Below are 20,579 nucleotides of genomic sequence, written 5' to 3'. Positions count from 1 at the left end.
TTAACTCCTGTCTATGATTTATTTAGCATTGACTATTTTTGAAGCTGTCAGGAGCAGTACATTCGCCCCATTCACCAGTTGTTCTGGTGATGTGTATTCCAGTGGATTGTGACTGACACCGTCTTTGCTTGGTACGAAGATCATAGCTGACGGTGCGATACGGTTGATCATCTGTGCGTCATGTCCGGCACCTGATGTCATTAATTTCGATGTCAATTTCAATTCATCCGATGATGCTGCAATATTTTCTACAATGCCTTTATCAAAAATGACTGGTTCAAATATTGCAAATTCTGTTGCTTCGACTCCTATTTTTCCTGCCGCTTTAATTTCTTCAAGCGTATCACGCACTAAGGTTTGCGCTTCTAAAAATCCATCAGCTGACGGACTTCTCATGTCTAAAGTAAATGCGGCTCTGGAAGGAATTATTGTTGCTGCATTTGGTTCCAGCTGGATTGACCCCAGTGTTGCTACAGTATCCAGACCGTTTTTGTTAATGTAGTTATATAAAGTCGACATGAAATACGTCACAGCCTGCATTGGATCCTTACGCATGCTGTTCGGCGTAGAACCTGCATGATTAGCCTCACCAGTAAATATAATTTCACGTCTCGAGTTCCCTTGCAGATTATGTACTGCACCGATATCTATTTCTTCTTTGTCCAGAACCGGTCCCTGTTCGATGTGCAGTTCAATATAAGCTGCCGGCTGAATAAAACCGGGGGCCTTGTCGCCTTTATAACCAATACGCTCCAGCTCATCTCCCATTCTTTTACCGTCCATACCAATCGTATCCAGTGCTTTTTCGATATTTAAATCTCCTGAATACACGAGTGAACCGAGCATACTCGGCGGGAATCTGACGCCTTCTTCGTTAGTAAAAGCTGCGATGGTGATTGGTAAATCTGTTTTAATCTTATTTTCTTTTAGTGTTTCAACGACTTCCAGACCCGATAAAACACCGTAACTTCCATCGTATTTACCCGCATCAATCACTGAATCAATATGAGAGCCCAGCATTAAAGGTTTTTCTTTTTTATTATGATTCTCTTCCCATGTGCCAAATATATTTCCGAAGCTGTCGATTTCCACCTTTAAATCGAGTGATTTAAACCAGCTGACTAATAAATCTCTCCCCGCCTTGTCCTCGTCAGTTAAGGCTAAACGGGTCAGCTGTCCTTTTTCATTTCGGCCAATCTCGCCCAGTTCGTTAATTCTATTTAATAATCTGTCTTCATTAATTCTTAATTCCACCACTGTGCATTCGCTCCTTATACGCTGTGTTATTATCCGATACCCGTAATGCTGAATCTTACTCCATAATCAGCTTAACAATTTCATCTGCTGTAACATTTCCGATATACCGTTTTAAGTCGATATGACTTAAAGCAGTTTTTAAGTCGTCAGCTTTTAGTTTTACACCTTCAAGTGCCGTTTCTACTGCTCCGATATCTTCGCTTCCAAAGAAATCACCGTATATTTTTGCATGCTGAATGATACCCTCATCAACGTCGAGCGTAATATCAAGCGTGCCGATTGAAAAGCGCCCGTCTCTTGAATATGTGTATCTCGGAGATTTACCGAAGGTCCAATCCCAATGATGATATTTTTCATTCATCAGCTGATCGATGCCTGCCCAGTCTTCATCAGTCAATTCATATGTTTTTATTTTACTTCGGTCTTGAGTTCTAAAAATCTTTAAAATCATTAATTCATAAAATTCTTTAGACGTCAGATTTTTATATTCGTCAACCAGGTAATCTCTGAGCGATATCACTCTTTTTCGGACAGATTTAATTCCTTTTGAAGCCATTTTCTTTTTATTCGGCTTTAAAGCACCTTCCATTTTTTCATCATCAATGTCGAGCAGCAGCGTATAACCGCTGTATGTTCGGCCGTTGACAATATTCATCGCAGCACCGGAAACCTTTTTACCATCGATTTGAAGGTCATTTCTGCCGCTCATTTCGACATTTTTAACACCTAACTCTTTAAGTATATCGATCGCCGGCTGGTACATCTGCTCAAAGTTGACAGCGGAATCTGTCTTTGAATGATCACCAACAAAACAAAAATTTACGCTGCCCATATCGAGATAAATTGTGCCGCCGCCGGTATCTCTTCTGACCAGCTTAATATCTTCCTTTTTCATAAATTCTAAATTCGCTTCTTCACGTGCATTTTGATAGCGGCCGACTTGAACAAGCGGTTCTGTTAAATATGGAAACACCATGTCCTCACCCAAAAACAGGTTTTCTTGTGCGTAAACCTGTACGGCGAGCGCCGTTGCACCATCGTAAATATATTTGCCGTCACGTTTAACTTCTATAAGATACATCCGCTATTGCTCCGTTTCGTAAAAATTCATTTTTGTAAACTGCTGTTCCTGCTGAATATTTAATAACAGGTCCTTAATATCTTCCTGCAGCCAAATCGTCCGATTTCTTATATTTTGCGGTATGCTGTAATCTTTCAAATTAACAGTCATATATAAACTGTTACTTTGATTTTCTGTCATATTTTGAAATGGATGCTTAATAACTTGAGGGGCCATATACCCGCAGCCGAGTTCCAGAATCAGCAGCTTTTTATCGGCATACTCTTGAAGAAATTGTTTATATAATTTCTGCTCTTTGAAAAATCGAGCATCTTCCACCATCCAATCGGTGTGATTACGCCGGTTCAGCTCCATAGGCGCACCGCATTCCTTACAATATGGAATCAAATCGTCAGGCACCTTCATACCCCGCTGGCGGTCGATCATGTCTTTCATTAACTCTTCATTATTATAACGTTTTGGAGTACATCCTTTTGAACACTGCAGTAAGTTATATTTCCCCTGCATGTCGAATACTTTATTTTTATCAAAACCGGCTTTTTCAAAAGCATTGTCTGCGTTGGATGTAATAATATGATAATTTCTGCCTTCCAGTAATTCTTTCAGACGTATATAAGATTCCCCGAGCGGCTGACTCATATAATTTAAATCGACAAAACGGCTGAAAAATGACCATTCTTCATTTAAATTTTCAAATTCAAATACGCTTGCCTGAAACATATCCAGCCAGCGATACTTTTCAATGAAATCAGGAAAATTTTGTGTAAATCTCGGTCCTGCATATGTAAAACCATCTGCCGCCGCCATGCCTGCGCCAACACCGATTAATACAGCATCCGCTTCATCAAGCGCCATGGACAATTTGCTTGAAGCAGTTAAATACTCGCCATTTGACAGTACATGCCATGATGTTTTCTCCATATTCTCAATCCTTTAATAAATTCTTAAAAACTTCTTTTAAAACTACTATAACAGATAAAAAACCGCGGTGATTGATATAATCACCGCGGTTTTTAAAAGTATATATTCAGTTATTCTTCCCCGCTCAGTTTAACGAGAATTTTAGCCTGAGACTTATCTTCAATTAATTTATTGAAACCTTTTTCTATCACTTCATCGAGTTCTATTTCTTCAGTAATCATCAGCGACGGATCAATCTGGCCGCTTTCAATCATTTTTACAGTCGCTTCAAAGATATCCGGTTCATAACCTAAAGAACTTGATATTCTTACTCCTGAAGCTGTCAGCATCATCGGATTAAAATCGATTTCTTTTTCAAAGATGGAAACAATGCAGACCATGCCTCTCGGTCTAGTCGACTGAATAGACTGTTCAAGTGTCTGTTTCACACCCGCGACTTCAAATGTCCGGTCGACACCGTCCGGGTAAATCGACTTAATATACTCTACAGGATTTTCTTTACCGCTGTTTACAGTATGTGTTGCACCAAATTCTTTAGCTTTCTCGAGGCGCTCATCCGATAAATCAAAGACAAAGATATCTTTCGCTCCGGCTGCACGTGCAGCTAATATAGTCACAAGACCGATAGGACCTGCACCGTAGACCGCAACCGTTTCGGAGAACTTAAGTTCCGATTCACGGATTGCCTGCAGCGCAACTGCTGTCGGCTCTACCAAGGCACCGATTTTCAAGGAAGTACTGTCTTTCAGTTTAACAATGTTTTCTGCAGGTACGACGACAAAATCAGCAAAACCGCCGTCATCCCCGAGACCGATAAACGTTCCTTCTTTATAGAAATCGTATAAAGGATTGTCATGCTGCTTATTTGTCAGAACAGGGTTGATAACAACCTTATCTCCGGCAGCCAGTCCCTCAACTTCTTCTCCGACTTCTTCTATTACACCGCTGAATTCATGTCCCATAATTACAGGTCTTTCTTTACCTGTCACACCATTCGGCGCGTCTCCCGGAATAAAAATTGGACCCCCGAGATACTCATGCAGATCAGTACCGCATATACCTGTCCAGGCAACTTTTACTTTAACACCCTCAGCATAAACTTTAGGTTCAGCCACTTCTTCGATTCGAACATCTTTTGTGTCATAGTATACTACTGCTTTCATAAACCACTTCACTCCTTGAATGTTTTTCTTACTTATATTATAACTTATTGTGAAAGGAATCACAAGTGTAAACTATATTTCTTCAAGAGCTTCCGGCAGAAGTATAAAACCATCTTTATCTGTGCCGAATTTTCTCGCAGCAGCCATCTCTTTATAAATCAGATAATGTCCTAAAGTACACAGGACAGCATCCAGCTTATCTTCCAGATGCTTATGATGTTTCCGGTTAATCGCTGCTGCATCCACCATCAGTTTTTCTTTGAATCCGGATATAATACCCCGCTGTTCAAGCAGGCCAATACGTTCTGTCAGCAGCTTCATCTGACCAACTGTTTCTTCAAATGTCATTCCTTTTTTACGTTTATATTTAACCGGAAAAATATCCGGAAATAAGCCGCTTACTATACCCGTCGGAAATGTCTCAATAATATTCGAGCCCTTATCATTCATACCGATGCTGATATTTGGAAGATGTTCTTTAATTAACTGACTCAGCACCTCTCCTCTTATTCCTTTATATGCTTTAGTCATAAATGTTCTATTGGAGTTAAACGCAAACAGACGATGCCCGTGGATTCTGCCTCTCTGCAGATCGCGTTCCGCCTGACGTGAACCGGTCTCATTATTAACGACGAGCGGCGCATCGATTGCGATATGCAGCATTTCATCGCTGTAGTTTTTAATAATCTTAACGATATCTTCATCGCTGAATACTGCAGATTCAAGGATGAGCACTTCCCCGTTCTCATCCATGACACAAATGCCGCTTTCGTTTTTATAAGTCCATGCCAGATCTATCCCGATAAATTTCATTTATATCACTCACTTTCCGAATATCATTATTGATGATACTCCAAGTATATTATAATTGTCTTAACTTATTAATATTAAGGATGGTTAAAATGTCTGAAGTGATGATTAATTCTCTCTTATCAGAACTGCCGCTTAAAAATATTCAATCTATTACTCCCTTTAACAAAGGATGGTCCAATGATCATAAGTTTATCGTTGTAACTGAAGCTAAGAAGTATTTACTTAGAATGACTGATATTAATAATAAGCAGGCGTACCTGGAGCACAAAGACTTATTAATGCAATCTAGGGAAAAAAATATCCCTACTCACAAACTTGCTGCACATGGTGAGTGTTTAAATGATACTTATTATTTCCTGCTGCTAAACTGGATCGATGGCAATGATGCAGGAGATGTAATTAATAATTTCACTTTATCAGAGCAGTATAACTTTGGCATCAAAGCTGGGGAAATTTTAGCTGAGATTCATAGTTTTAAACCTGTCAGTGAAGACAAAGAATCATGGAAGACAAGATATAACAGAAAAATTGATAAAAAAATAAAAATGTATAATGACTGCGAATTGAAGTATGATAACGGTCACCTTTTAATGGACGCCATCAGTAAATATAGACACTTGATTGATAATAATAGAAATGTGCAGCACCACGGTGACTTTCATATTGGCAATATGCTGATTGACAGCAATAATAAGCTGCATATTATAGACTTCGACCGTCATGATACCGGTGAAGCATATGAGGAATTCAATAGAATTACCTGGTGAGCGAGTACCAGTTCCGCTTTTGCCAGCGGCAGAGTCGATGGTTATTTTAATAACGATGTGCCGGATGAATTCTGGAAACTGCTGCTTTTATATATCTCAGCTAACATGCTGTCTTCCCTGCCATGGGCACTTCCTTTTGGCGATAAAGAAATTAAAACGATGAGACGTTCCTATACTGAGATTCTCGGCTGGTATGATCGTTTTGAACTGACTATTCCGAAATGGTATAAGAAATATTAGAATCAAACATGAAAAAGCACTGAAATCATTGTTAAATGATTTCAGTGCTTTTTTTACTCGGATGCAGCTGGATATTTCTTTTTCATTCTGTTTTTAACAAACAGCAGTATCAGAACCAGTACAGCTGCAGTCGTAATAATACCGAGAATTGAATTTTGTGTTAATCCGGTCATCAGGAATCCCGTGCCTGCTGACAGTGCAATAATGATTGCATACGGCAGCTGCGTACGGATATGTTCCATATGGTCTGCAGCTGACCCTGTGGACGACATAATACTCGTATCTGATATTGGTGAACAATGGTCGCCGAATACCCCGCCGCTGATTGCCGCTCCGATAACTAGTGCCAGTTCTAAATCAAGTGCAATCCCCATAGGAATCGCAATCGGAAGCATAATTGAGAACACTCCCCATGAGCTTCCTGACGCAAAGGCAATCAGTCCGCCTAGTAAAAAGATAATTACCGGTACTAAAAATGCAGGCAGGTAGCTTCCTGCGTAATGCGCAATGACTTCTCCAAGTCCCATTTCAGTTGCGACTGTTCCTATTGACCATGCCATAACTAAAATGACAGGTACAATCATAACCTGCATAACACCGTCTACATATCCGTTCAAGAGCTCTTCCAGCGGCTGTTTGTAGCGCAGCTTTGCATACAGCATTCCTCCGACTGAACCGAGGAAAAATCCTGTTGTAATTGCAAAGATGATATCCGCATTTAAGAATGACCCTGCCAGTCCGTTTGTGCCGATATCTCCGGTCCAGAATATCACGCCAAAAATCCCTGCAAATAGCAGTGCCAGCGGGATCAGGAAACTGAAGATGTCTGCATCTTGAGCGTCATCATCAGCAGTATCGTTGATCATCAGTTTATCGTGTTCACCGTATAATTTACCGGTTTCAATGGCACGCTGTTCTGCTTTATACATCGGACCGATATCAATTTTCATATTTACAACAAGCAGCACGCCCACAATCGCAAAGATTCCGTATAAGTGGAACGGAATCATCTGTATAAATAGCGACCATGGATTTTCCGATAAACTGAGCGCTGCCAGCTGGGTCGCGATTAGACCCGTAATAAAAGGTGCGTACACACTAATCGGTGACATCGAAGCAACCGGGCTCCCCATCGAATCGACGATGTATGCGAGTTTAACACGCGATATCTTTAAGCGGTCAGTAATCGGCCGCGTGACAGTTCCGAGTATTAATACCGGTTCTGTGTAAGAAAACAGGAAGGCGCTTGCCCAGACAAAGTTCTGGCCTTTCTGACGCGTATTCACTTTCTTCGTCGCAAATTCTGCAAATGCCTTGCCGGCCCCTGTCGAACGAAGCACATTAATGAATCCGCCAGTAAATACAACCAGCAGAATAAGTGACGCGTTCCACGGGTCCGCAATTGACGGAACCATAATTTCATTCACTGTATATGTAAAGCCTGAAACGGGATTCCAGCCGTTCATTACCGTTGCACCAAACCATACACCTAAAAATAAGGCAACGACGGTCTGTTTAGTAATGATGGCAATAATAATTGCCAATAGCGGCGGAAGCAGTGATAACAAACCATATTCCATCTCGTAAACACCCTTCTCACTTGTAATATCAATATCTTTTAATAATACATCAGTCCGGGCTTTATGAAAACAGGAAAAAGGCAGAGCATAAGCTCCGCCTCTACCTTAATCTTTAATTATTAATCACTGTTGTGGTCATGACCGCGGTTGTCGCTGCGGTTAATATCGCCGCTTCCATGTCTTCAACCGCCTTGCTGACCGCTTTGCCGTATTCGTTATTTTCAATTATCTCATCCAGTTTTTTCTCAGCAGCTTTCTTATCTTTTTTACCGAACACTTCTGCTGTTAAATCACATGTTTTTATTATACTTAATAAGAGTGCAATTTCAGGATCAGGCGCTTTACCGTTAAATACAATATCTTTGACATGCGCTCTGATTGCCTGCTCCGGACGGTCATCCACCGTAGGATAGACATTTGTATTGAAAAAGAAAAAATACGTTTTATCCTCTTCTTTTAATATGCCTTTATCGACTAATGATAAGTATACCGGGTCATGTACCGCTTTCGTATTATTGGCAAAATGGTTTACCCAGTATTCCACTGTACGCGCTTTATGATCGGCTTTAATTTCTTCAATCACAGAATTGAAGTACGATACTTCGGTCAATGTATCATCGATTATAATTACTTTATCATCTTCAAGGCTCAGGCGTTCCATCATAGCGAGCTCTGCCAGTATAGAACCGGCGAGACCGTATCCCAGGCTCGCTGACGACACTGATGTACCTTTTTCATCGTCGGTACCAAGTAAGATGAGTGATTCTGCTATTGTAAACATAAAAGACACCTCCTGGGGTCACTTATCAATACCATCACAGATCTTAGTTTAAACAATCCATTTAATTACAAATTTCTAATGTAGCACATGCATTTATACTTTCTTTCAATCGATTCAAACTGTTCGATATTATCTCCGGTATACTGAGCGAACATGTATAAAGGTTGAAGATTATCATCCCCCGGCTGTACTGTATGCGCCATATCCTGATCTGATAAGTACAGATGATAGTACTCATCCACTTGTCTATAAGCGTTCTTTTCAAACCATGCTGCCGAATTGCCGGCATCGCGCGTCCATGCTTCTAAAAATTCCAGATTCAATTTAATCGCTTCTTCAGAAGCGCGTTCCATCAGCTGGCTGCCGATACCCTCATTCTGATAATCAGGATGGACAGCTAAATGCCAAATCATGCCGCCTGTGCCCTCTTCTGAACATACTTTTTCATCTTCTGTGTCATATTCAATGTCGATCAGTCCAACGATCTGATTACCCTTTTCTGCGACAAGTTCGATCGATGGATTCTCAAACTTTTCTTTCTCTCTATGAACATCGTCGTAGTACGCCGTATCTAAAAACGATAAAACCCGGCATCTCACCCAGCCTCTTTCGTCACTTGCCTGATAATTTCTAATTTCCATAATTAAGCTCCTCAGTTATCTTTTTTTCATGAAAAATACACGTCTTTTTTTAATAAACAGCAGGGCGAATTGTTCTGCAAATAATATCCCTGCTGCGATCGAACCGGCACTGATAATGACTTCCATGATAATATTTACCGCACCGGTATAATCCGATAATATAATGCTGCTGGTCGCATCGTACGCCAGCCCGCCGGGTACAAACGGAATAATTCCCGGTATTAAGAAAATAGTCGACGGTTCTTTATACACCCTGGCCATGACATGGCTCATTATCCCCAGTGTAAACGCACCGATAAAGTTTACCATAACCAGCGGCAAATCGAACAGCATTCCCGCTGTCTGCCCCATCATCCAGCCGAGCGCACCGACAATACCCGCCGGGAGAAATAATTTTTTAGGCGCATCGAATACGACAGCAAAAAAGAATGATGCGGTAAAGCTAAATAGTAAGTTTAATAACCATTCCATCATTTCTCCTTCTTAAGCGAATATTAAAACTGCAGAAACACCGGCACCGATAGCAAAAGATGTGACGAGTGCTTCTGATGATTTAGTCGTGAACATCATCATATGACCGCCGAACAGATCCTGGATCGCATTGGTAATCAGCACACCTGGAACGATTGGCATCACCGATGAAATCAGCATTACCGATAAGTTCCCTCCGGGAATAAAATAATGTCCGGCAACGACAGCCAGGACAATACTCAATCCTCCAAAGAACTCCGGTATAAATTGAGTGCGCATACGTTTTTTTATCATTTCGGTGACTAAAATACCAATTCCGCCGGCAAACAGCACAGTTAAAATATCAATTTTAATACCGTCCTGTAAATACAAAAAGCTGAGTCCGATAAGTGCACCAGCGATTGTTTTAACATAGATTTCCTCAAGTCTTTTGTAAGCTTCATCAAGTGTCAATTCATCTCTAACTAATTTTCTTGATACAGTATTGACTTTGGAAATTTTAATTAAATTGGTATTCCGTTCTTTTATTCTGTAAATTCTTGGATAAGACTGGTCGTGCAAAATAAAGTTAATGACCGTATTCGTGACAAAACTGTTATTTTTAACAAAACCATAATGAGACGCTATGTAATTCATCGTTTCTTCAGTCCGCGTCCCTTCAGCACCTGCTTCCAGCAGAATGCGTGCTGCGAGCATAACAACATCTTTAATCTGCTCTTCATGATCATCAATGTGAAGTTTTTCTTCCGTCACCCACAACACCTCCAATGTCTATTATATAAAAAATAAGCTTCAGCATCAGCTAAAGCTTATCATTCTTATTCATTTATAAACGATTTGATCGCCTGGCATTTCTCTTTTGCATCTGAGATGCCGAGTTCATATAACTGTTCCAGCTTGTCACGGTTGCGCGTTGTCCGTCCGACACCCGCATCAGCGCTAGGTGCAATCACAATGATATTACCCTTTTCTTCCTGTTCAAAAATATAATCAAGCCGGTCATTGTAATGTTTATATCTGATTTTCATCCGTTCGTCGACTTTTGGATACTTTTTATAATTTACAATGTTGGATATTTTGCTCGGCTTTTTATAATAGCCTCTCGGTTTAGTCAGGACGACTACATTTTTAGTGAGTCCGTCACTTTCCGCCTTTACAATCGGCAGCGGGTCGACAATGCCGCCGTCCAGCATATGAATACCGTTATGTTCAACTGCTTCAGCGAAAAACGGAATGGAGCTCGATGCTCTCAGCAAGGTGCCGAGCGTTTTTTCATCGTAATCTTCTTTATAAAAGTACATCGGTTCTCCCGTATCACATTTCGTCGTGACGATAACAAACTCCTCAGGTCCAGAAATAATTTTCCCAATATCCAGAGGCACAATTTTATTCGGAATCTCATCAAATATAAAGTCCATGCCGAACAATTCGCCTTTTCTAATTAAATTCATATACGATAAATACCGTTTATCATTTACAAAATCGATATTCACCTTTTTATTTCTGCCCGGCTGTTCTGATAAGTACGATGCAGCCATGCAGGCACCGGCGGATACGCCAATGACATACGGAAAGTGTATCCCTTCTTTTTGAAAATATTCCAGCACGCCCGCAGTGTATATACCGCGCATACCGCCGCCTTCTAAAACAAGTCCTGTACCGTTCATTATATCCTGCTCCTTATTTCTCTTTGAAGTCATCTTACTATTAAACGTATCACAGGAAACCAAAGTCCGTCATCTAATTCATTTCTTCATCATCCTGATATTCCAAAATATCAGCCGGCTGGCAATTCAGCGCCTTGCAAATAGCGTCAAGGGTCGAAAATCGCACCGCCTTAACTTTGCCGGTTTTTAAATTTGATAAGTTGACATTTGAAATCCCTACGATTTCTGCCAGTTCACCAAGTGCCATCTTGCGGTCTGCAAGTACTCTGTCCAGTCTCACAACAATCATCTGTCTCACCCCGCCTATACTGTCTGATCGTATTCATCTTGCAGATACGAACCATATTTTAAAGATTTAGCAATCATCCAGATTAAAATCCCTGTGAATACTGGTATAAGATTGATATCGAAAGTAATTCCTATGTTTTCTATATCAAAGAATTCGCGGAAATCCGCCGGTAATTCCGATATTGCGATTGAACTTTTTATAAGCAGCGACACCGCAATAGACATCAGCATTTCCATCAGTGCAAAAGCGACAAAGCTGTAACCGATATACTCAATATATTTGCTGTTCTGTACAGTTAAAATGTTGCCTTTTCTCAAGTTGGCAAGCCATCTGTTAACGAGAATGATGATAAACAGAATGATTAACACATTCAGAAGTGACAGAAGTAAAAGAAGCATCAGCATTGTTTTGTCCGGATTGACATAGGACAGAATTTCCTCTGTAATAGTAACGGCTCCGCCCGGTGTTTCTAAAGAAGCATCCATCGTTAAGTTTGATAATATCCCCATCACTTCATCAACGTATATTTATATTTTTTTGAGAAGAAAGTTTTTATTGATATTGTTTAGTTTTACTGCCAAACTGTTAAGTAAGAATACGCTTACAAAAGGAGCGCTTATGAATAAAGAAAAATTAATCCGCTTTATTGTTATGTACATTATTGTTCTGGCGATATTACTTACCGTACAGTACTTTTTCCTGGACCAGGTCAATGTATTAAATTCGCTGTTCATGCCTGCAGTCGTCGCATTTTTATCTTTAGCTGTCCGCTCAAATGTTAAAAAAGATGCAGAAGCAGCAGAAAAGAGTAATCACGTTAAAGAGAAATAAACATAACAGCTGAGGCATAAATATTACCAATATAAATAATCCGTATGTCAGCTTCCTATAGGAATCTAACATACGGATTTCTTTGTCTTGTATAAAATTTATTACGTTCAATAATCTTTTGTATTTGACGCTTTTAAAATTATAATTTTATAGATGTGACTTTCGTTTCTGTATAAGGCTCCAGTCCTTCCGGCGCACCTTCTCTGCCGACACCGCTTTCTTTCATGCCGCCAAATGGAATATTAGCAGCACTTGGTGCACCGTTATTCCAGCCGAGTACACCGAAATCCAATTCGTCTGTTAAACGGATACCCGTCTTGTAGTTTTCAGTAAAGTAATACGCTGCAAGTCCGTATTCAGTGCCATTCGCTTTTTTGATTACTTCTTCTAAATTAGAGTAACTCTGAATCGGCGCCAAAGGTCCAAATGTTTCTTCAGACATGCAGATCATGTCATCCGTCACGTTAGTAATCACAGTCGGTTCAACAAAATAGCCGCCTGAATGATTGCCGCTGCCGCCAGTCGTCACCTGACCGCCTTTTTCAACCGCATCTCCAATGTGTTTCATCACTTTGTTATAACCGTCTTCATCGATTAACGGTCCAATTTTAACATCGTCATCCATACCGTTTCCGACTTTAAGCGCTTTGACTTTTTCAGTAAATTTTTCGGTGAATTCATCCAGTACATCTTCATGGACGTAAAACCTGTTGGCACAGACACAAGTCTGACCTGCATTTCTAAATTTAGATGCAATCGCCCCATCAACTGCTTTTTCTATATCCGCATCGCTATGAACGATTAGCGGTGCATGGCCGCCGAGTTCCATCGTAACGTTTTTAACAGTACTTGTTGCATCACTCATTAATTGCTTACCGACTTCAGTTGAACCGGTAAAAGTCAGCTTCATTATTTTATCTGAACTTGTAAATATTTCACCGGCATCCCGGCCGGAAGCGTTAACGTATTGAATCACGCCTTGATCAAAACCGGCTTCGACAGCCAAATCGATAAATTTCATCGCCGACATCGGTGTTGCACTGGCCGGCTTAACGATAAACGTATTTCCAGCTGCTACTGCAGGCGCTGCTTTACGTGCCATCATCGCTACCGGGAAGTTCCACGGTGTAATCGCTGCGACGACACCAATGGGGTGTCTTGTGACAACAATTCTCGTGTCATCACCGTTTGCCGGTACTGTGCGTCCGTATATTCTTTTTGCCTCTTCAGCATAATATTTAATATAACTGTTGGCATAGTCAACTTCTCCCAGTGCTTCCGCCAGCGGTTTACCGCCTTCCAGTGTGACCAGTTCTGCAATCTCCTGCTTATTTTCATCAATTTTTTCCGCCCATTTAAATAGTAAGTCCGAACGGTCTGCTGCACTCATTTTTCTAAAGTCCTGGAATTTTTCGTGGGCAATGCGGATTTTCTTCTCAATCGAATCCTTCGTATCTTTGTCGACGCGGCCTGCTTCTTCACCTGTTGCCGGATTAGTTACAATCAGTTCTTCTGCCATTAAAATTCCCTCCATAATAAAAAATCGTCCTATAAATAATTATAGGACGATTAATTTTATTTTACAAAATTTAAGAGTTACAGACTCTGATCGATTAATGCATTCGCAATTTCATCCAGGTCTTTGACTGTGTACTGGAATCTGCCGTGGAATACATATTTCAGGAAGAATGCTTCTAAATCTTCCTGGCCGACAATCACTCGGATTGATGGATCTTCAGAATAATTAGTAATTGAATAATTACCATTATCTTTCGGGTTAAAGTAAATAATCGGTACGATATCATACTGTAATTTAAATTTATTCTTAAGTTTTTCAGCAGTAACTTTCGTTTCATCAATCACACCATTGTAATGGTTCACAGAGACATTTTCAGCATCTGCTTTTTCAAAAATCAATGTCTGTTCGTGCTGTTTGTTCAGTTCAAGAAGATCAAAGAATGATTCGATATAAGGCACTTCTTCAAATTGATTTTCATTTACACCGTGTAAAATATGTCCACTCCAGTATTTAGAATCAATTAAGTAAATACCAGTACGTGTTAATACTAAATGGTCTATTTTACGCGTATTTGTATAATTTCTTGATGGTAAATAAATATTTGAAAGAATAATCATATCCGTTTCACGGATCTTTTCCTCTTTAACAAGTTTTTCCTTTAACTGAATTAAAGCAAGGTCTGTTAAATATTCGCCTTTATCTACAGTAAACTGATGCAGACTGGAAAGCTTATTATCGAGAAGCGTCGTATCATTATGATACTTCTCATTTAAAGTCGACATTTCTTTCTTGTGCTCTAAACGTTCTTCCTCGTGCGTACTCTCGTATTTTTCAACCAGAGATGCTCTTTCTTTCGCATGCGTTTCCTCTACAGCTTTAACTTCCTTGCGGTGTTTAAAGTAATACACTAAAAACCAGATTGCAATAATAAGAAGGACTGCTGCGATCGCGATAAAAATCGGATCTGTAAAAATATCAGTATTCATATTGTTCCTCTCTTTCCGAACTGCTTAAATTAGCTATTTCTAAGAAGATCTTTTAGAGCATCAACTTTGTCCAGTCTTTCCCAAGGCAAGTCGATGTCAGTGCGACCAAAATGTCCATAACTCGCAGTTTGTTTATAAATTGGTCTTCTCAAGTTTAGCATATCTATAATACCATCTGGTGATAAATTAAACAGTTCTCTGATGACTGTTGTAATTTTTTCTTCATTATATTTCCCTGTGCCGAAAGTATCGACAGCAATAGAAACCGGCTGTGATACACCAATTGCATATGCGAGCTGAATTTCACATTTATCAGCGGCACCGCTTGCTACTATGTTCTTTGCGATATAGCGCGCAGCATATGCTGCAGAGCGGTCTACTTTTGTCGGATCCTTGCCGCTGAATGCACCGCCGCCATGACGCGCATAGCCGCCGTATGTGTCGACGATAATTTTACGTCCGGTTAAACCGGCATCTCCCTGCGGCCCGCCGATCACAAACCGCCCTGTCGGATTGATGAAATATTTAGTTTCTTCATCTAATAGGTTTTCAGGAACCACTGCCTGAATGACATGTTTTAAAATATCTTCATATATTTCAGTTGCCGGAATGTTTTCATGGTGCTGCGTTGAAATAACAATCGTATCGACACGTTTTGGCTGGCCGTTTTCTCCATATTCCACCGTGACTTGCGACTTACCGTCCGGACGCAAGTATGAAATTGTATTATCTTTACGCACTTCAGTTAAGCGGCGTGAAATTTTATGGGCTAATGAAATTGGCAGCGGCATAAACTCTTTCGTTTCGTTTGTTGCATAGCCGAACATTAAACCCTGGTCTCCTGCACCGGTAGATACACCTTGAGATTCTCTCGTTTCAAAAGCATTGTTCACACCGACTGCAATATCTTCAGACTGTTCATCGATACCGGTCAGTACTGACATCGTCTTATAATCAAAACCGTACTTTGCATCGACATAACCGATTTCTTTAACTGTTTCTCTGACTGTTCTCGGAATATCTACATAAGTTTCTGTACTGATTTCCCCGACAATCATAGCGAGACCTGTATTAACTACAGTCTCACAAGCGACGCGCGCGTATGGATCTCCTTCTAAAATTGCATCGAGAATCGCATCTGAAATCTGGTCTGCAATTTTATCGGGATGCCCTTCTGTGACTGACTCCGAAGTAAATAATTTACGTTCTGACATTTAAAAATTTCTCCTTTATAGCTAATTTAGCTATCTCTCAAAAGCAAAAAATAAAGCCTTTTTCTCCATAATAAACAGAGAAAAAGGCTCGCCCTTTTCCCTTATCGCTCAGAATTACTCTGCATTCTTTAGCACCTTTCTTGAAAAGGAGGTTGCTCTGGCTTCACAGGGTTTGAATCCCTCCACCACCTCTGGATAAGAGATAACTTAAATACATCTTACATTATAGTAATAATCAAATCAAGATTAAGCAGAATTATTTAGCCTGTAAACAGCTGTAAGAACTATATCAGTAAATAAATACTTAATATTTTTGTTCTATTAAATAATTTAAACTTATGGTTTATTGTTGTAAAATAGAATTCAATATAAATAATCCTTATATTGTTATTGTGTAAACATAAAAACTAATGTGTTATACTAATTTCTAAATAATGTGTTAAATGAATAATATTCTGGAGGCGAATCATGGTTAATCATAAAAGTTTAATCAAAGATCTTGTTAATAAGACATCAACACACCAACAGCTCTCAAACGCTGAACTCGTTGAAGCATCTGTCAGACGCGGTGAAGCAGTACTGACTAATACGGGTGCTCTCCGTGCGCAGACCGGCGAATATACTGGACGCAGTCCGAAAGACCGTTTCATCGTCAAAGACAGCGTATCCGCAGACAAAGTTGACTGGGGAGAAGTAAACCAGCCAATTTCAGAAGAAGTTTTCGATAATTTATTTGATAAAGTGACTACATATTTAGACAGTAAAGAAGAATTATTTGTCTTTAACGGCTATGCCGGCGCTGACCCTCAAACACAGCTTAAACTGCAAGTAGTGAATGAATTCAGCTGGCATAACATGTTCGCTAAAACGATGTTTATCCGCCCTGAAACAAAAGATGAAGCATTAGCAATTGATCCGGAATTTACAATTGTATCTGCACCAACATTTAAAGCAGATCCTGCTGTTGACGGTACAAGTTCAGAAGTGTTCGTCCTCGTTTCACTTGAGAAGAAAATCATTTTAATCGGCGGTACAGAGTACGGCGGAGAAATGAAGAAATCTATCTTCTCTATTATGAACTACCTGCTTCCTGAAGCAGGCGTACTCAGCATGCACTGCAGCGCCAACGTCGGTGAAAACAAAGACGTTGCTCTCTTCTTCGGACTATCCGGAACAGGTAAAACAACATTATCTGCTGACCCTGAACGCGACCTGATCGGTGACGATGAGCACGGCTGGAACGACGACGGTGTATTTAACATCGAAGGCGGCTGCTACGCGAAAACAATTAATTTATCGAAAGAAAAAGAGCCTGAAATTTTTGAAGCGATTAAATTTGGTTCTGTACTTGAAAACGTTGTTATCGATTCAGACGGCAATCCGGATTACGACGACGGTTCACTGACTGAAAATTCTCGTGCAGCATACCCGCTGAATCATATCGATAACGCGCGTATTCCTTCAGTTGCCGGTCATCCGAAAACAATTATTTTCTTAACAGCAGATGCATTTGGTGTCCTGCCTCCAATCGCGAAATTAAATAAAGATCAGGCAATGTATCACTTCCTAAGCGGCTTTACTTCTAAACTCGCTGGAACTGAGCGCGGCGTAACAACTCCGCAGCCTGTATTCTCAACATGTTTCGGCTCACCATTCTTACCGCTCCATGCTACAGTGTATGCGAACATGCTTGGAGATTTAATCGACAAGCACAACGTTAACGTATATCTTGTAAACACAGGTTGGACTGGCGGTGAATACGGTGTTGGTAAACGTATGAATCTGGCACACACGCGTTCAATGGTACGCAGAGCAATCAGCGGAGAACTTGAACTCGGAGAATTCGTGACAGATGAAATGTTCGGTCTGTCAATTCCTAAATCAGTGACAGGTGTTCCAGAAGAAATTCTTGCACCGATTAACACTTGGGAATCAAAAGATGCATACAATGAAAAAGCACAAGGTCTTAAAGATCAGTTCATTGAGAACTTCAAAAAATTCGGTGAAGAATCAGCAGCTATTGCTGAAAAAGGCGGATTCTAATATTATATTGACTACAAAACAAAGAAATCCGTACGCTAGACTCCTCGAAGTCTAGCGTACGGATTATTTTTTTCTGGAAATTTTTATGTCAGAAAATTAAATTCAATTACTGACAGCCATTTTCACGCACTTCATTATATAAAAATATGATGCAGTCATCTTTTAGCAGTTCACTCTTCTCATCTTCTTTAATATCATCGATATGATCAACGAGCATCGGCCCATCCGTTTCATAATAATGTTTCAGCTGATCGAGCCGTTCAATATTACAGCAGAATGCAGCCTTACTAAATGTGCTGTCACCGTCATGTACTGTATATGTACCGACAAAGTGCAGATTGCCAACCAGGCCGCCTGTTTCTTCGTAGAGTTCGCGCTGAGCGCCTTCGACTAATGATTCACCAGGTTCTACTTTGCCGCCTGGAAATTCCAGCCCGCGCTGTTTATGGCTTGTTAGTAAAAACTGTCCGTTAAATTTAGGAATAATTAACACATGCTCAGTGTTTTCAACATAGCTGCTGACAAGCGTGACACGCCTGCCCTGATTATCAGTAAATGTTTTCATTTAAACCCCTCCCGGTTGCACTCATTTGAATATCGGCTTACAATAGTTATATTAATTTTATAAAGGTGATGCTTTAATGAAAAAAGTATTAATCGGCTCTGTTCATTTTTACCAGAAATATATTTCGCCAATGTCACCGCCAACTTGCAGGTTTTACCCGACTTGTTCGAATTATGCGCTCGAAGCGCTGGCCGAGCACGGTGCTTTTAAAGGCAGCTTTTTGGCAACCAAACGTATTATAAAATGCCATCCATTCCACGAAGGCGGTTTTGACCCTGTTCCAATAAATAAAAACAAAAAGAATTCATAGGTCAATATGCCCTTCTTAATCCATACCTGTAATTACTGCTCCAGAAACATTTTTTGATTTTTACTTCGGGATATTTTACCCGTCGACGTCATCAGTATTTTATCGACGTAGTGAATTTCCCTCGGCATTTTATATTTAGCGAGCTGTTGACTTAAATGATCAAGCAGTGCCGTTTCATCTACCGTATCTTCCAGCAGCAGCACAGGCACGCTCCCCCACTCTTCATCATCTTTTTTAATGACGACACAGCGGTTCACATCCGCCATCATATATACAGCATCTTCAATTTCTTTGGGATAAATATTCTCCCCGCCGCTGATAATCAAATCACTCCTGCGGTCTAATATATATAAATAGCCGTCCGCATCAATAGTTGCGAGATCTCCTGTATTGAAATAACCGTCTTCTAATTTTAAATCTGCATTTAAATAATCTTTAACGACACTGTCCCCTTTAATCAGCAGTTCATCCGTCTTCTCTTTAATTTTAATATCATAACCTGCCACATTGCCGACTGCACCACTCAAAATTTTAGGGTCCTGATATGAGATTTGGACGATTTGAGAACATGTTTCAGTCATGCCAAAAGAATTGTAAACTGGCAAATTTTTCTCGATAGACTGTTCAAGCAGATGCGGTGTCGTACTTGCACCGCCGAGCAGCAGCCCTTTTAAATAATGGATGCCATTTGAATTCATTAGCCGTTTCAGCATTACCGGCACCATACTGGTATGAGTCACTTTATCCTGTTCTAAAATGTGCCATACACGAGATGGATTGAATTTGTTTTCAACAATTAAAGTACATCCAACAAGGACTGTTCTGAACAAAATAGACAGCCCCGAAATATGAAAGACAGGATTAACCATCAGCCAGCTGCTCGTTTCATCATACATAAAATGCTTTTGACAGTTTAAATGACTGGCCTCATGATTTCTATACGTTTGAGGCACAGCTTTAGCCCGCCCGGTCGTACCGGAAGTAAACATAATCGACAATACATCATCTGGATTCGGCTGGTTGACCATAAACGTCTCTGACGGCAGCGCGTAAATTTCATTAAAAGGAATTACGTTTATATTAGGAATCTCTAAGGACCGTGTTGCGATTACCGTATCGACCGACACATCGTCCAGCTGGCTCTTCATTTCAAGAGCGGTCAATCTTGTATTCAGCATGACCATTTCAACGCCGAGCAGCATTAAGCCGTGAATCAGTTTTACTGAATCCAAAGAGTTATCGATATATAAACCTACCCTTTTTTTCTTCAATGATTGAAGATGCGTCCCTAAAGAATGCGCGTGCATATACAGTTTTTGATACGTTAAAGTTTCACCGTTATATTTAACAGCAATATGATCCGGATAAGTAAAACTCGCGGTTTCAAGCCATTTATAAGACATTACTTCACCTCAAAAACACCCATCAGAGACGGGTGTT

At 40.2% G+C, this 20,579-nt stretch carries 23 protein-coding genes and 1 riboswitch; of the genes, 5 read left to right on the top strand and 18 right to left on the bottom strand.

Annotation, left to right across the window (positions count from 1 at the left end; translation table 11 throughout):
* Positions 1-18: 18 nt before the first annotated feature.
* From IEU81_RS00685 to IEU81_RS00665, 5 genes are all read right to left on the bottom strand, one after another.
* Positions 19-1,257, bottom strand: a complete 1,239-nt coding sequence (locus IEU81_RS00685) for a Zn-dependent hydrolase (RefSeq protein ID WP_186089821.1) — start codon at positions 1,255-1,257, stop codon at positions 19-21.
* Between the two features lie 55 nt (positions 1,258-1,312).
* Positions 1,313-2,338 carry a lipoate--protein ligase gene (gene lplA / locus IEU81_RS00680; protein WP_186089820.1) on the bottom strand — a complete coding sequence of 342 codons (1,026 nt, stop codon included), beginning with the start codon at positions 2,336-2,338 and terminating at the stop codon, positions 1,313-1,315.
* A gap of 3 nt (positions 2,339-2,341) precedes the next feature.
* The gene (locus IEU81_RS00675; protein WP_186089818.1) at positions 2,342-3,259 is read right to left on the bottom strand and encodes an SIR2 family NAD-dependent protein deacylase; all 918 of its coding nucleotides are present in this window, start codon (positions 3,257-3,259) and stop codon (positions 2,342-2,344) included.
* A gap of 110 nt (positions 3,260-3,369) precedes the next feature.
* Positions 3,370-4,422 carry a 2,3-butanediol dehydrogenase gene (locus IEU81_RS00670; RefSeq protein ID WP_186089817.1) on the bottom strand — a complete coding sequence of 351 codons (1,053 nt, stop codon included), beginning with the start codon at positions 4,420-4,422 and terminating at the stop codon, positions 3,370-3,372.
* Between the two features lie 72 nt (positions 4,423-4,494).
* Positions 4,495-5,235 (bottom strand): DUF429 domain-containing protein, encoded by a 741-nt coding sequence (locus IEU81_RS00665; protein ID WP_186089815.1) that lies wholly within the window; start codon positions 5,233-5,235, stop codon positions 4,495-4,497.
* Positions 5,236-5,324: 89 nt separating this feature from the next.
* On the opposite strand from IEU81_RS00665, the gene IEU81_RS00660 reads away from it, so the two are divergent.
* Both IEU81_RS00660 and IEU81_RS00655 read left to right on the top strand, forming a co-directional pair.
* Entirely contained in the window at positions 5,325-6,002 is a 678-nt protein-coding gene (locus IEU81_RS00660; protein ID WP_186089814.1) for an aminoglycoside phosphotransferase family protein, read from the top strand.
* Positions 6,003-6,059: 57 nt separating this feature from the next.
* Positions 6,060-6,242, top strand: a complete 183-nt coding sequence (locus tag IEU81_RS00655; RefSeq protein WP_186089812.1) for a hypothetical protein — start codon at positions 6,060-6,062, stop codon at positions 6,240-6,242.
* Positions 6,243-6,295: 53 nt separating this feature from the next.
* Here IEU81_RS00655 and IEU81_RS00650 read toward each other — a convergent pair whose 3' ends face one another.
* The 8 genes from IEU81_RS00650 to IEU81_RS00615 form a co-directional block, all read right to left on the bottom strand.
* The gene (locus IEU81_RS00650; RefSeq protein ID WP_186089811.1) at positions 6,296-7,822 is read right to left on the bottom strand and encodes a Na+/H+ antiporter NhaC family protein; all 1,527 of its coding nucleotides are present in this window, start codon (positions 7,820-7,822) and stop codon (positions 6,296-6,298) included.
* Between the two features lie 112 nt (positions 7,823-7,934).
* Positions 7,935-8,603: a GOLPH3/VPS74 family protein gene (locus IEU81_RS00645; RefSeq protein ID WP_186089809.1), complete on the bottom strand. Its 669-nt coding sequence runs from the start codon at positions 8,601-8,603 to the stop codon at positions 7,935-7,937.
* A 65-nt stretch (positions 8,604-8,668) separates the two neighbouring features.
* On the bottom strand, positions 8,669-9,244 hold the full coding sequence (locus tag IEU81_RS00640) for a GNAT family N-acetyltransferase (protein ID WP_186089808.1): 576 nt from the start codon (positions 9,242-9,244) through the stop codon (positions 8,669-8,671).
* Positions 9,245-9,259: 15 nt separating this feature from the next.
* Positions 9,260-9,715 (bottom strand): threonine/serine exporter family protein, encoded by a 456-nt coding sequence (locus tag IEU81_RS00635; RefSeq protein ID WP_092598228.1) that lies wholly within the window; start codon positions 9,713-9,715, stop codon positions 9,260-9,262.
* A 12-nt stretch (positions 9,716-9,727) separates the two neighbouring features.
* Complete coding sequence (locus IEU81_RS00630) at positions 9,728-10,411, bottom strand: threonine/serine exporter family protein (protein ID WP_186090763.1); 684 nt, start codon at positions 10,409-10,411, stop codon at positions 9,728-9,730.
* Positions 10,412-10,533: 122 nt separating this feature from the next.
* The gene (locus IEU81_RS00625; protein ID WP_092598224.1) at positions 10,534-11,382 is read right to left on the bottom strand and encodes a patatin-like phospholipase family protein; all 849 of its coding nucleotides are present in this window, start codon (positions 11,380-11,382) and stop codon (positions 10,534-10,536) included.
* Between the two features lie 73 nt (positions 11,383-11,455).
* The gene (locus IEU81_RS00620) at positions 11,456-11,671 is read right to left on the bottom strand and encodes a helix-turn-helix domain-containing protein (protein WP_092598221.1); all 216 of its coding nucleotides are present in this window, start codon (positions 11,669-11,671) and stop codon (positions 11,456-11,458) included.
* 14 nt (positions 11,672-11,685) lie between these two features.
* A complete protein-coding gene (locus IEU81_RS00615; RefSeq protein WP_186089806.1) occupies positions 11,686-12,180 on the bottom strand; it encodes a DUF2975 domain-containing protein in 495 nt (164 codons plus the stop codon).
* Between the two features lie 109 nt (positions 12,181-12,289).
* Here IEU81_RS00615 and IEU81_RS00610 point away from each other — a divergent pair, with 109 nt between their 5' ends.
* Positions 12,290-12,502 (top strand): hypothetical protein, encoded by a 213-nt coding sequence (locus IEU81_RS00610; protein ID WP_186089804.1) that lies wholly within the window; start codon positions 12,290-12,292, stop codon positions 12,500-12,502.
* Positions 12,503-12,641: 139 nt separating this feature from the next.
* On the opposite strand, the gene IEU81_RS00605 is transcribed toward IEU81_RS00610, so the two are convergent.
* From IEU81_RS00605 to metK, 3 genes are all read right to left on the bottom strand, one after another.
* Positions 12,642-14,021, bottom strand: a complete 1,380-nt coding sequence (locus tag IEU81_RS00605; protein ID WP_186089803.1) for an NAD-dependent succinate-semialdehyde dehydrogenase — start codon at positions 14,019-14,021, stop codon at positions 12,642-12,644.
* Between the two features lie 77 nt (positions 14,022-14,098).
* Positions 14,099-15,007 (bottom strand): nuclease-related domain-containing protein, encoded by a 909-nt coding sequence (locus IEU81_RS00600; protein WP_186089801.1) that lies wholly within the window; start codon positions 15,005-15,007, stop codon positions 14,099-14,101.
* Between the two features lie 29 nt (positions 15,008-15,036).
* Positions 15,037-16,221 carry a methionine adenosyltransferase gene (gene metK / locus IEU81_RS00595; protein ID WP_115884049.1) on the bottom strand — a complete coding sequence of 395 codons (1,185 nt, stop codon included), beginning with the start codon at positions 16,219-16,221 and terminating at the stop codon, positions 15,037-15,039.
* A 98-nt stretch (positions 16,222-16,319) separates the two neighbouring features.
* A riboswitch (SAM riboswitch) is annotated at positions 16,320-16,423 on the bottom strand.
* A gap of 266 nt (positions 16,424-16,689) precedes the next feature.
* Here metK and pckA point away from each other — a divergent pair.
* On the top strand, positions 16,690-18,264 hold the full coding sequence (pckA, locus tag IEU81_RS00590) for a phosphoenolpyruvate carboxykinase (ATP) (RefSeq protein ID WP_186089800.1): 1,575 nt from the start codon (positions 16,690-16,692) through the stop codon (positions 18,262-18,264).
* A 106-nt stretch (positions 18,265-18,370) separates the two neighbouring features.
* Here pckA and ytkD read toward each other — a convergent pair whose 3' ends face one another.
* Positions 18,371-18,829, bottom strand: a complete 459-nt coding sequence (ytkD, locus tag IEU81_RS00585; RefSeq protein WP_092600213.1) for an RNA deprotection pyrophosphohydrolase — start codon at positions 18,827-18,829, stop codon at positions 18,371-18,373.
* 76 nt (positions 18,830-18,905) lie between these two features.
* Between ytkD and yidD the strand changes: the two genes are divergently transcribed.
* Positions 18,906-19,139 carry a membrane protein insertion efficiency factor YidD gene (gene yidD / locus IEU81_RS00580; RefSeq protein WP_092600210.1) on the top strand — a complete coding sequence of 78 codons (234 nt, stop codon included), beginning with the start codon at positions 18,906-18,908 and terminating at the stop codon, positions 19,137-19,139.
* 32 nt (positions 19,140-19,171) lie between these two features.
* Here the strand turns inward: yidD and menE are convergent, their stop codons facing one another.
* On the bottom strand, positions 19,172-20,542 hold the full coding sequence (menE, locus tag IEU81_RS00575; protein ID WP_186089798.1) for an o-succinylbenzoate--CoA ligase: 1,371 nt from the start codon (positions 20,540-20,542) through the stop codon (positions 19,172-19,174).
* Positions 20,543-20,579: the final 37 nt, after the last annotated feature.

Source organism: Jeotgalicoccus aerolatus (assembly GCF_014635205.1).
Lineage (GTDB): Bacteria > Bacillota > Bacilli > Staphylococcales > Salinicoccaceae > Jeotgalicoccus > Jeotgalicoccus aerolatus.
This window is presented reverse-complemented; position numbering and strand designations above follow the sequence as displayed.

Bases quoted from the DNA above. Each gene is read 5' to 3' on its own strand.
- lplA (WP_186089820.1), bottom strand. From the start codon at position 2,338: ATGTATCTTATAGAAGTTAAACGTGACGGCAAATATATTTACGATGGT.
- IEU81_RS00675 (WP_186089818.1), bottom strand. From the start codon at position 3,259: ATGGAGAAAACATCATGGCATGTACTGTCAAATGGCGAGTATTTAACT.
- IEU81_RS00670 (WP_186089817.1), bottom strand. From the start codon at position 4,422: ATGAAAGCAGTAGTATACTATGACACAAAAGATGTTCGAATCGAAGAA.
- IEU81_RS00665 (WP_186089815.1), bottom strand. From the start codon at position 5,235: ATGAAATTTATCGGGATAGATCTGGCATGGACTTATAAAAACGAAAGC.
- IEU81_RS00660 (WP_186089814.1), top strand. From the start codon at position 5,325: ATGTCTGAAGTGATGATTAATTCTCTCTTATCAGAACTGCCGCTTAAA.
- IEU81_RS00650 (WP_186089811.1), bottom strand. From the start codon at position 7,822: ATGGAATATGGTTTGTTATCACTGCTTCCGCCGCTATTGGCAATTATT.
- IEU81_RS00645 (WP_186089809.1), bottom strand. From the start codon at position 8,603: ATGTTTACAATAGCAGAATCACTCATCTTACTTGGTACCGACGATGAA.
- IEU81_RS00640 (WP_186089808.1), bottom strand. From the start codon at position 9,244: ATGGAAATTAGAAATTATCAGGCAAGTGACGAAAGAGGCTGGGTGAGA.
- IEU81_RS00635 (WP_092598228.1), bottom strand. From the start codon at position 9,715: ATGGAATGGTTATTAAACTTACTATTTAGCTTTACCGCATCATTCTTT.
- IEU81_RS00630 (WP_186090763.1), bottom strand. From the start codon at position 10,411: ATGCTCGCAGCACGCATTCTGCTGGAAGCAGGTGCTGAAGGGACGCGG.
- IEU81_RS00625 (WP_092598224.1), bottom strand. From the start codon at position 11,382: ATGAACGGTACAGGACTTGTTTTAGAAGGCGGCGGTATGCGCGGTATA.
- IEU81_RS00620 (WP_092598221.1), bottom strand. From the start codon at position 11,671: ATGATTGTTGTGAGACTGGACAGAGTACTTGCAGACCGCAAGATGGCA.
- IEU81_RS00615 (WP_186089806.1), bottom strand. From the start codon at position 12,180: ATGGGGATATTATCAAACTTAACGATGGATGCTTCTTTAGAAACACCG.
- IEU81_RS00610 (WP_186089804.1), top strand. From the start codon at position 12,290: ATGAATAAAGAAAAATTAATCCGCTTTATTGTTATGTACATTATTGTT.
- IEU81_RS00605 (WP_186089803.1), bottom strand. From the start codon at position 14,021: ATGGCAGAAGAACTGATTGTAACTAATCCGGCAACAGGTGAAGAAGCA.
- IEU81_RS00600 (WP_186089801.1), bottom strand. From the start codon at position 15,007: ATGAATACTGATATTTTTACAGATCCGATTTTTATCGCGATCGCAGCA.
- metK (WP_115884049.1), bottom strand. From the start codon at position 16,221: ATGTCAGAACGTAAATTATTTACTTCGGAGTCAGTCACAGAAGGGCAT.
- pckA (WP_186089800.1), top strand. From the start codon at position 16,690: ATGGTTAATCATAAAAGTTTAATCAAAGATCTTGTTAATAAGACATCA.
- ytkD (WP_092600213.1), bottom strand. From the start codon at position 18,829: ATGAAAACATTTACTGATAATCAGGGCAGGCGTGTCACGCTTGTCAGC.
- yidD (WP_092600210.1), top strand. From the start codon at position 18,906: ATGAAAAAAGTATTAATCGGCTCTGTTCATTTTTACCAGAAATATATT.
- menE (WP_186089798.1), bottom strand. From the start codon at position 20,542: ATGTCTTATAAATGGCTTGAAACCGCGAGTTTTACTTATCCGGATCAT.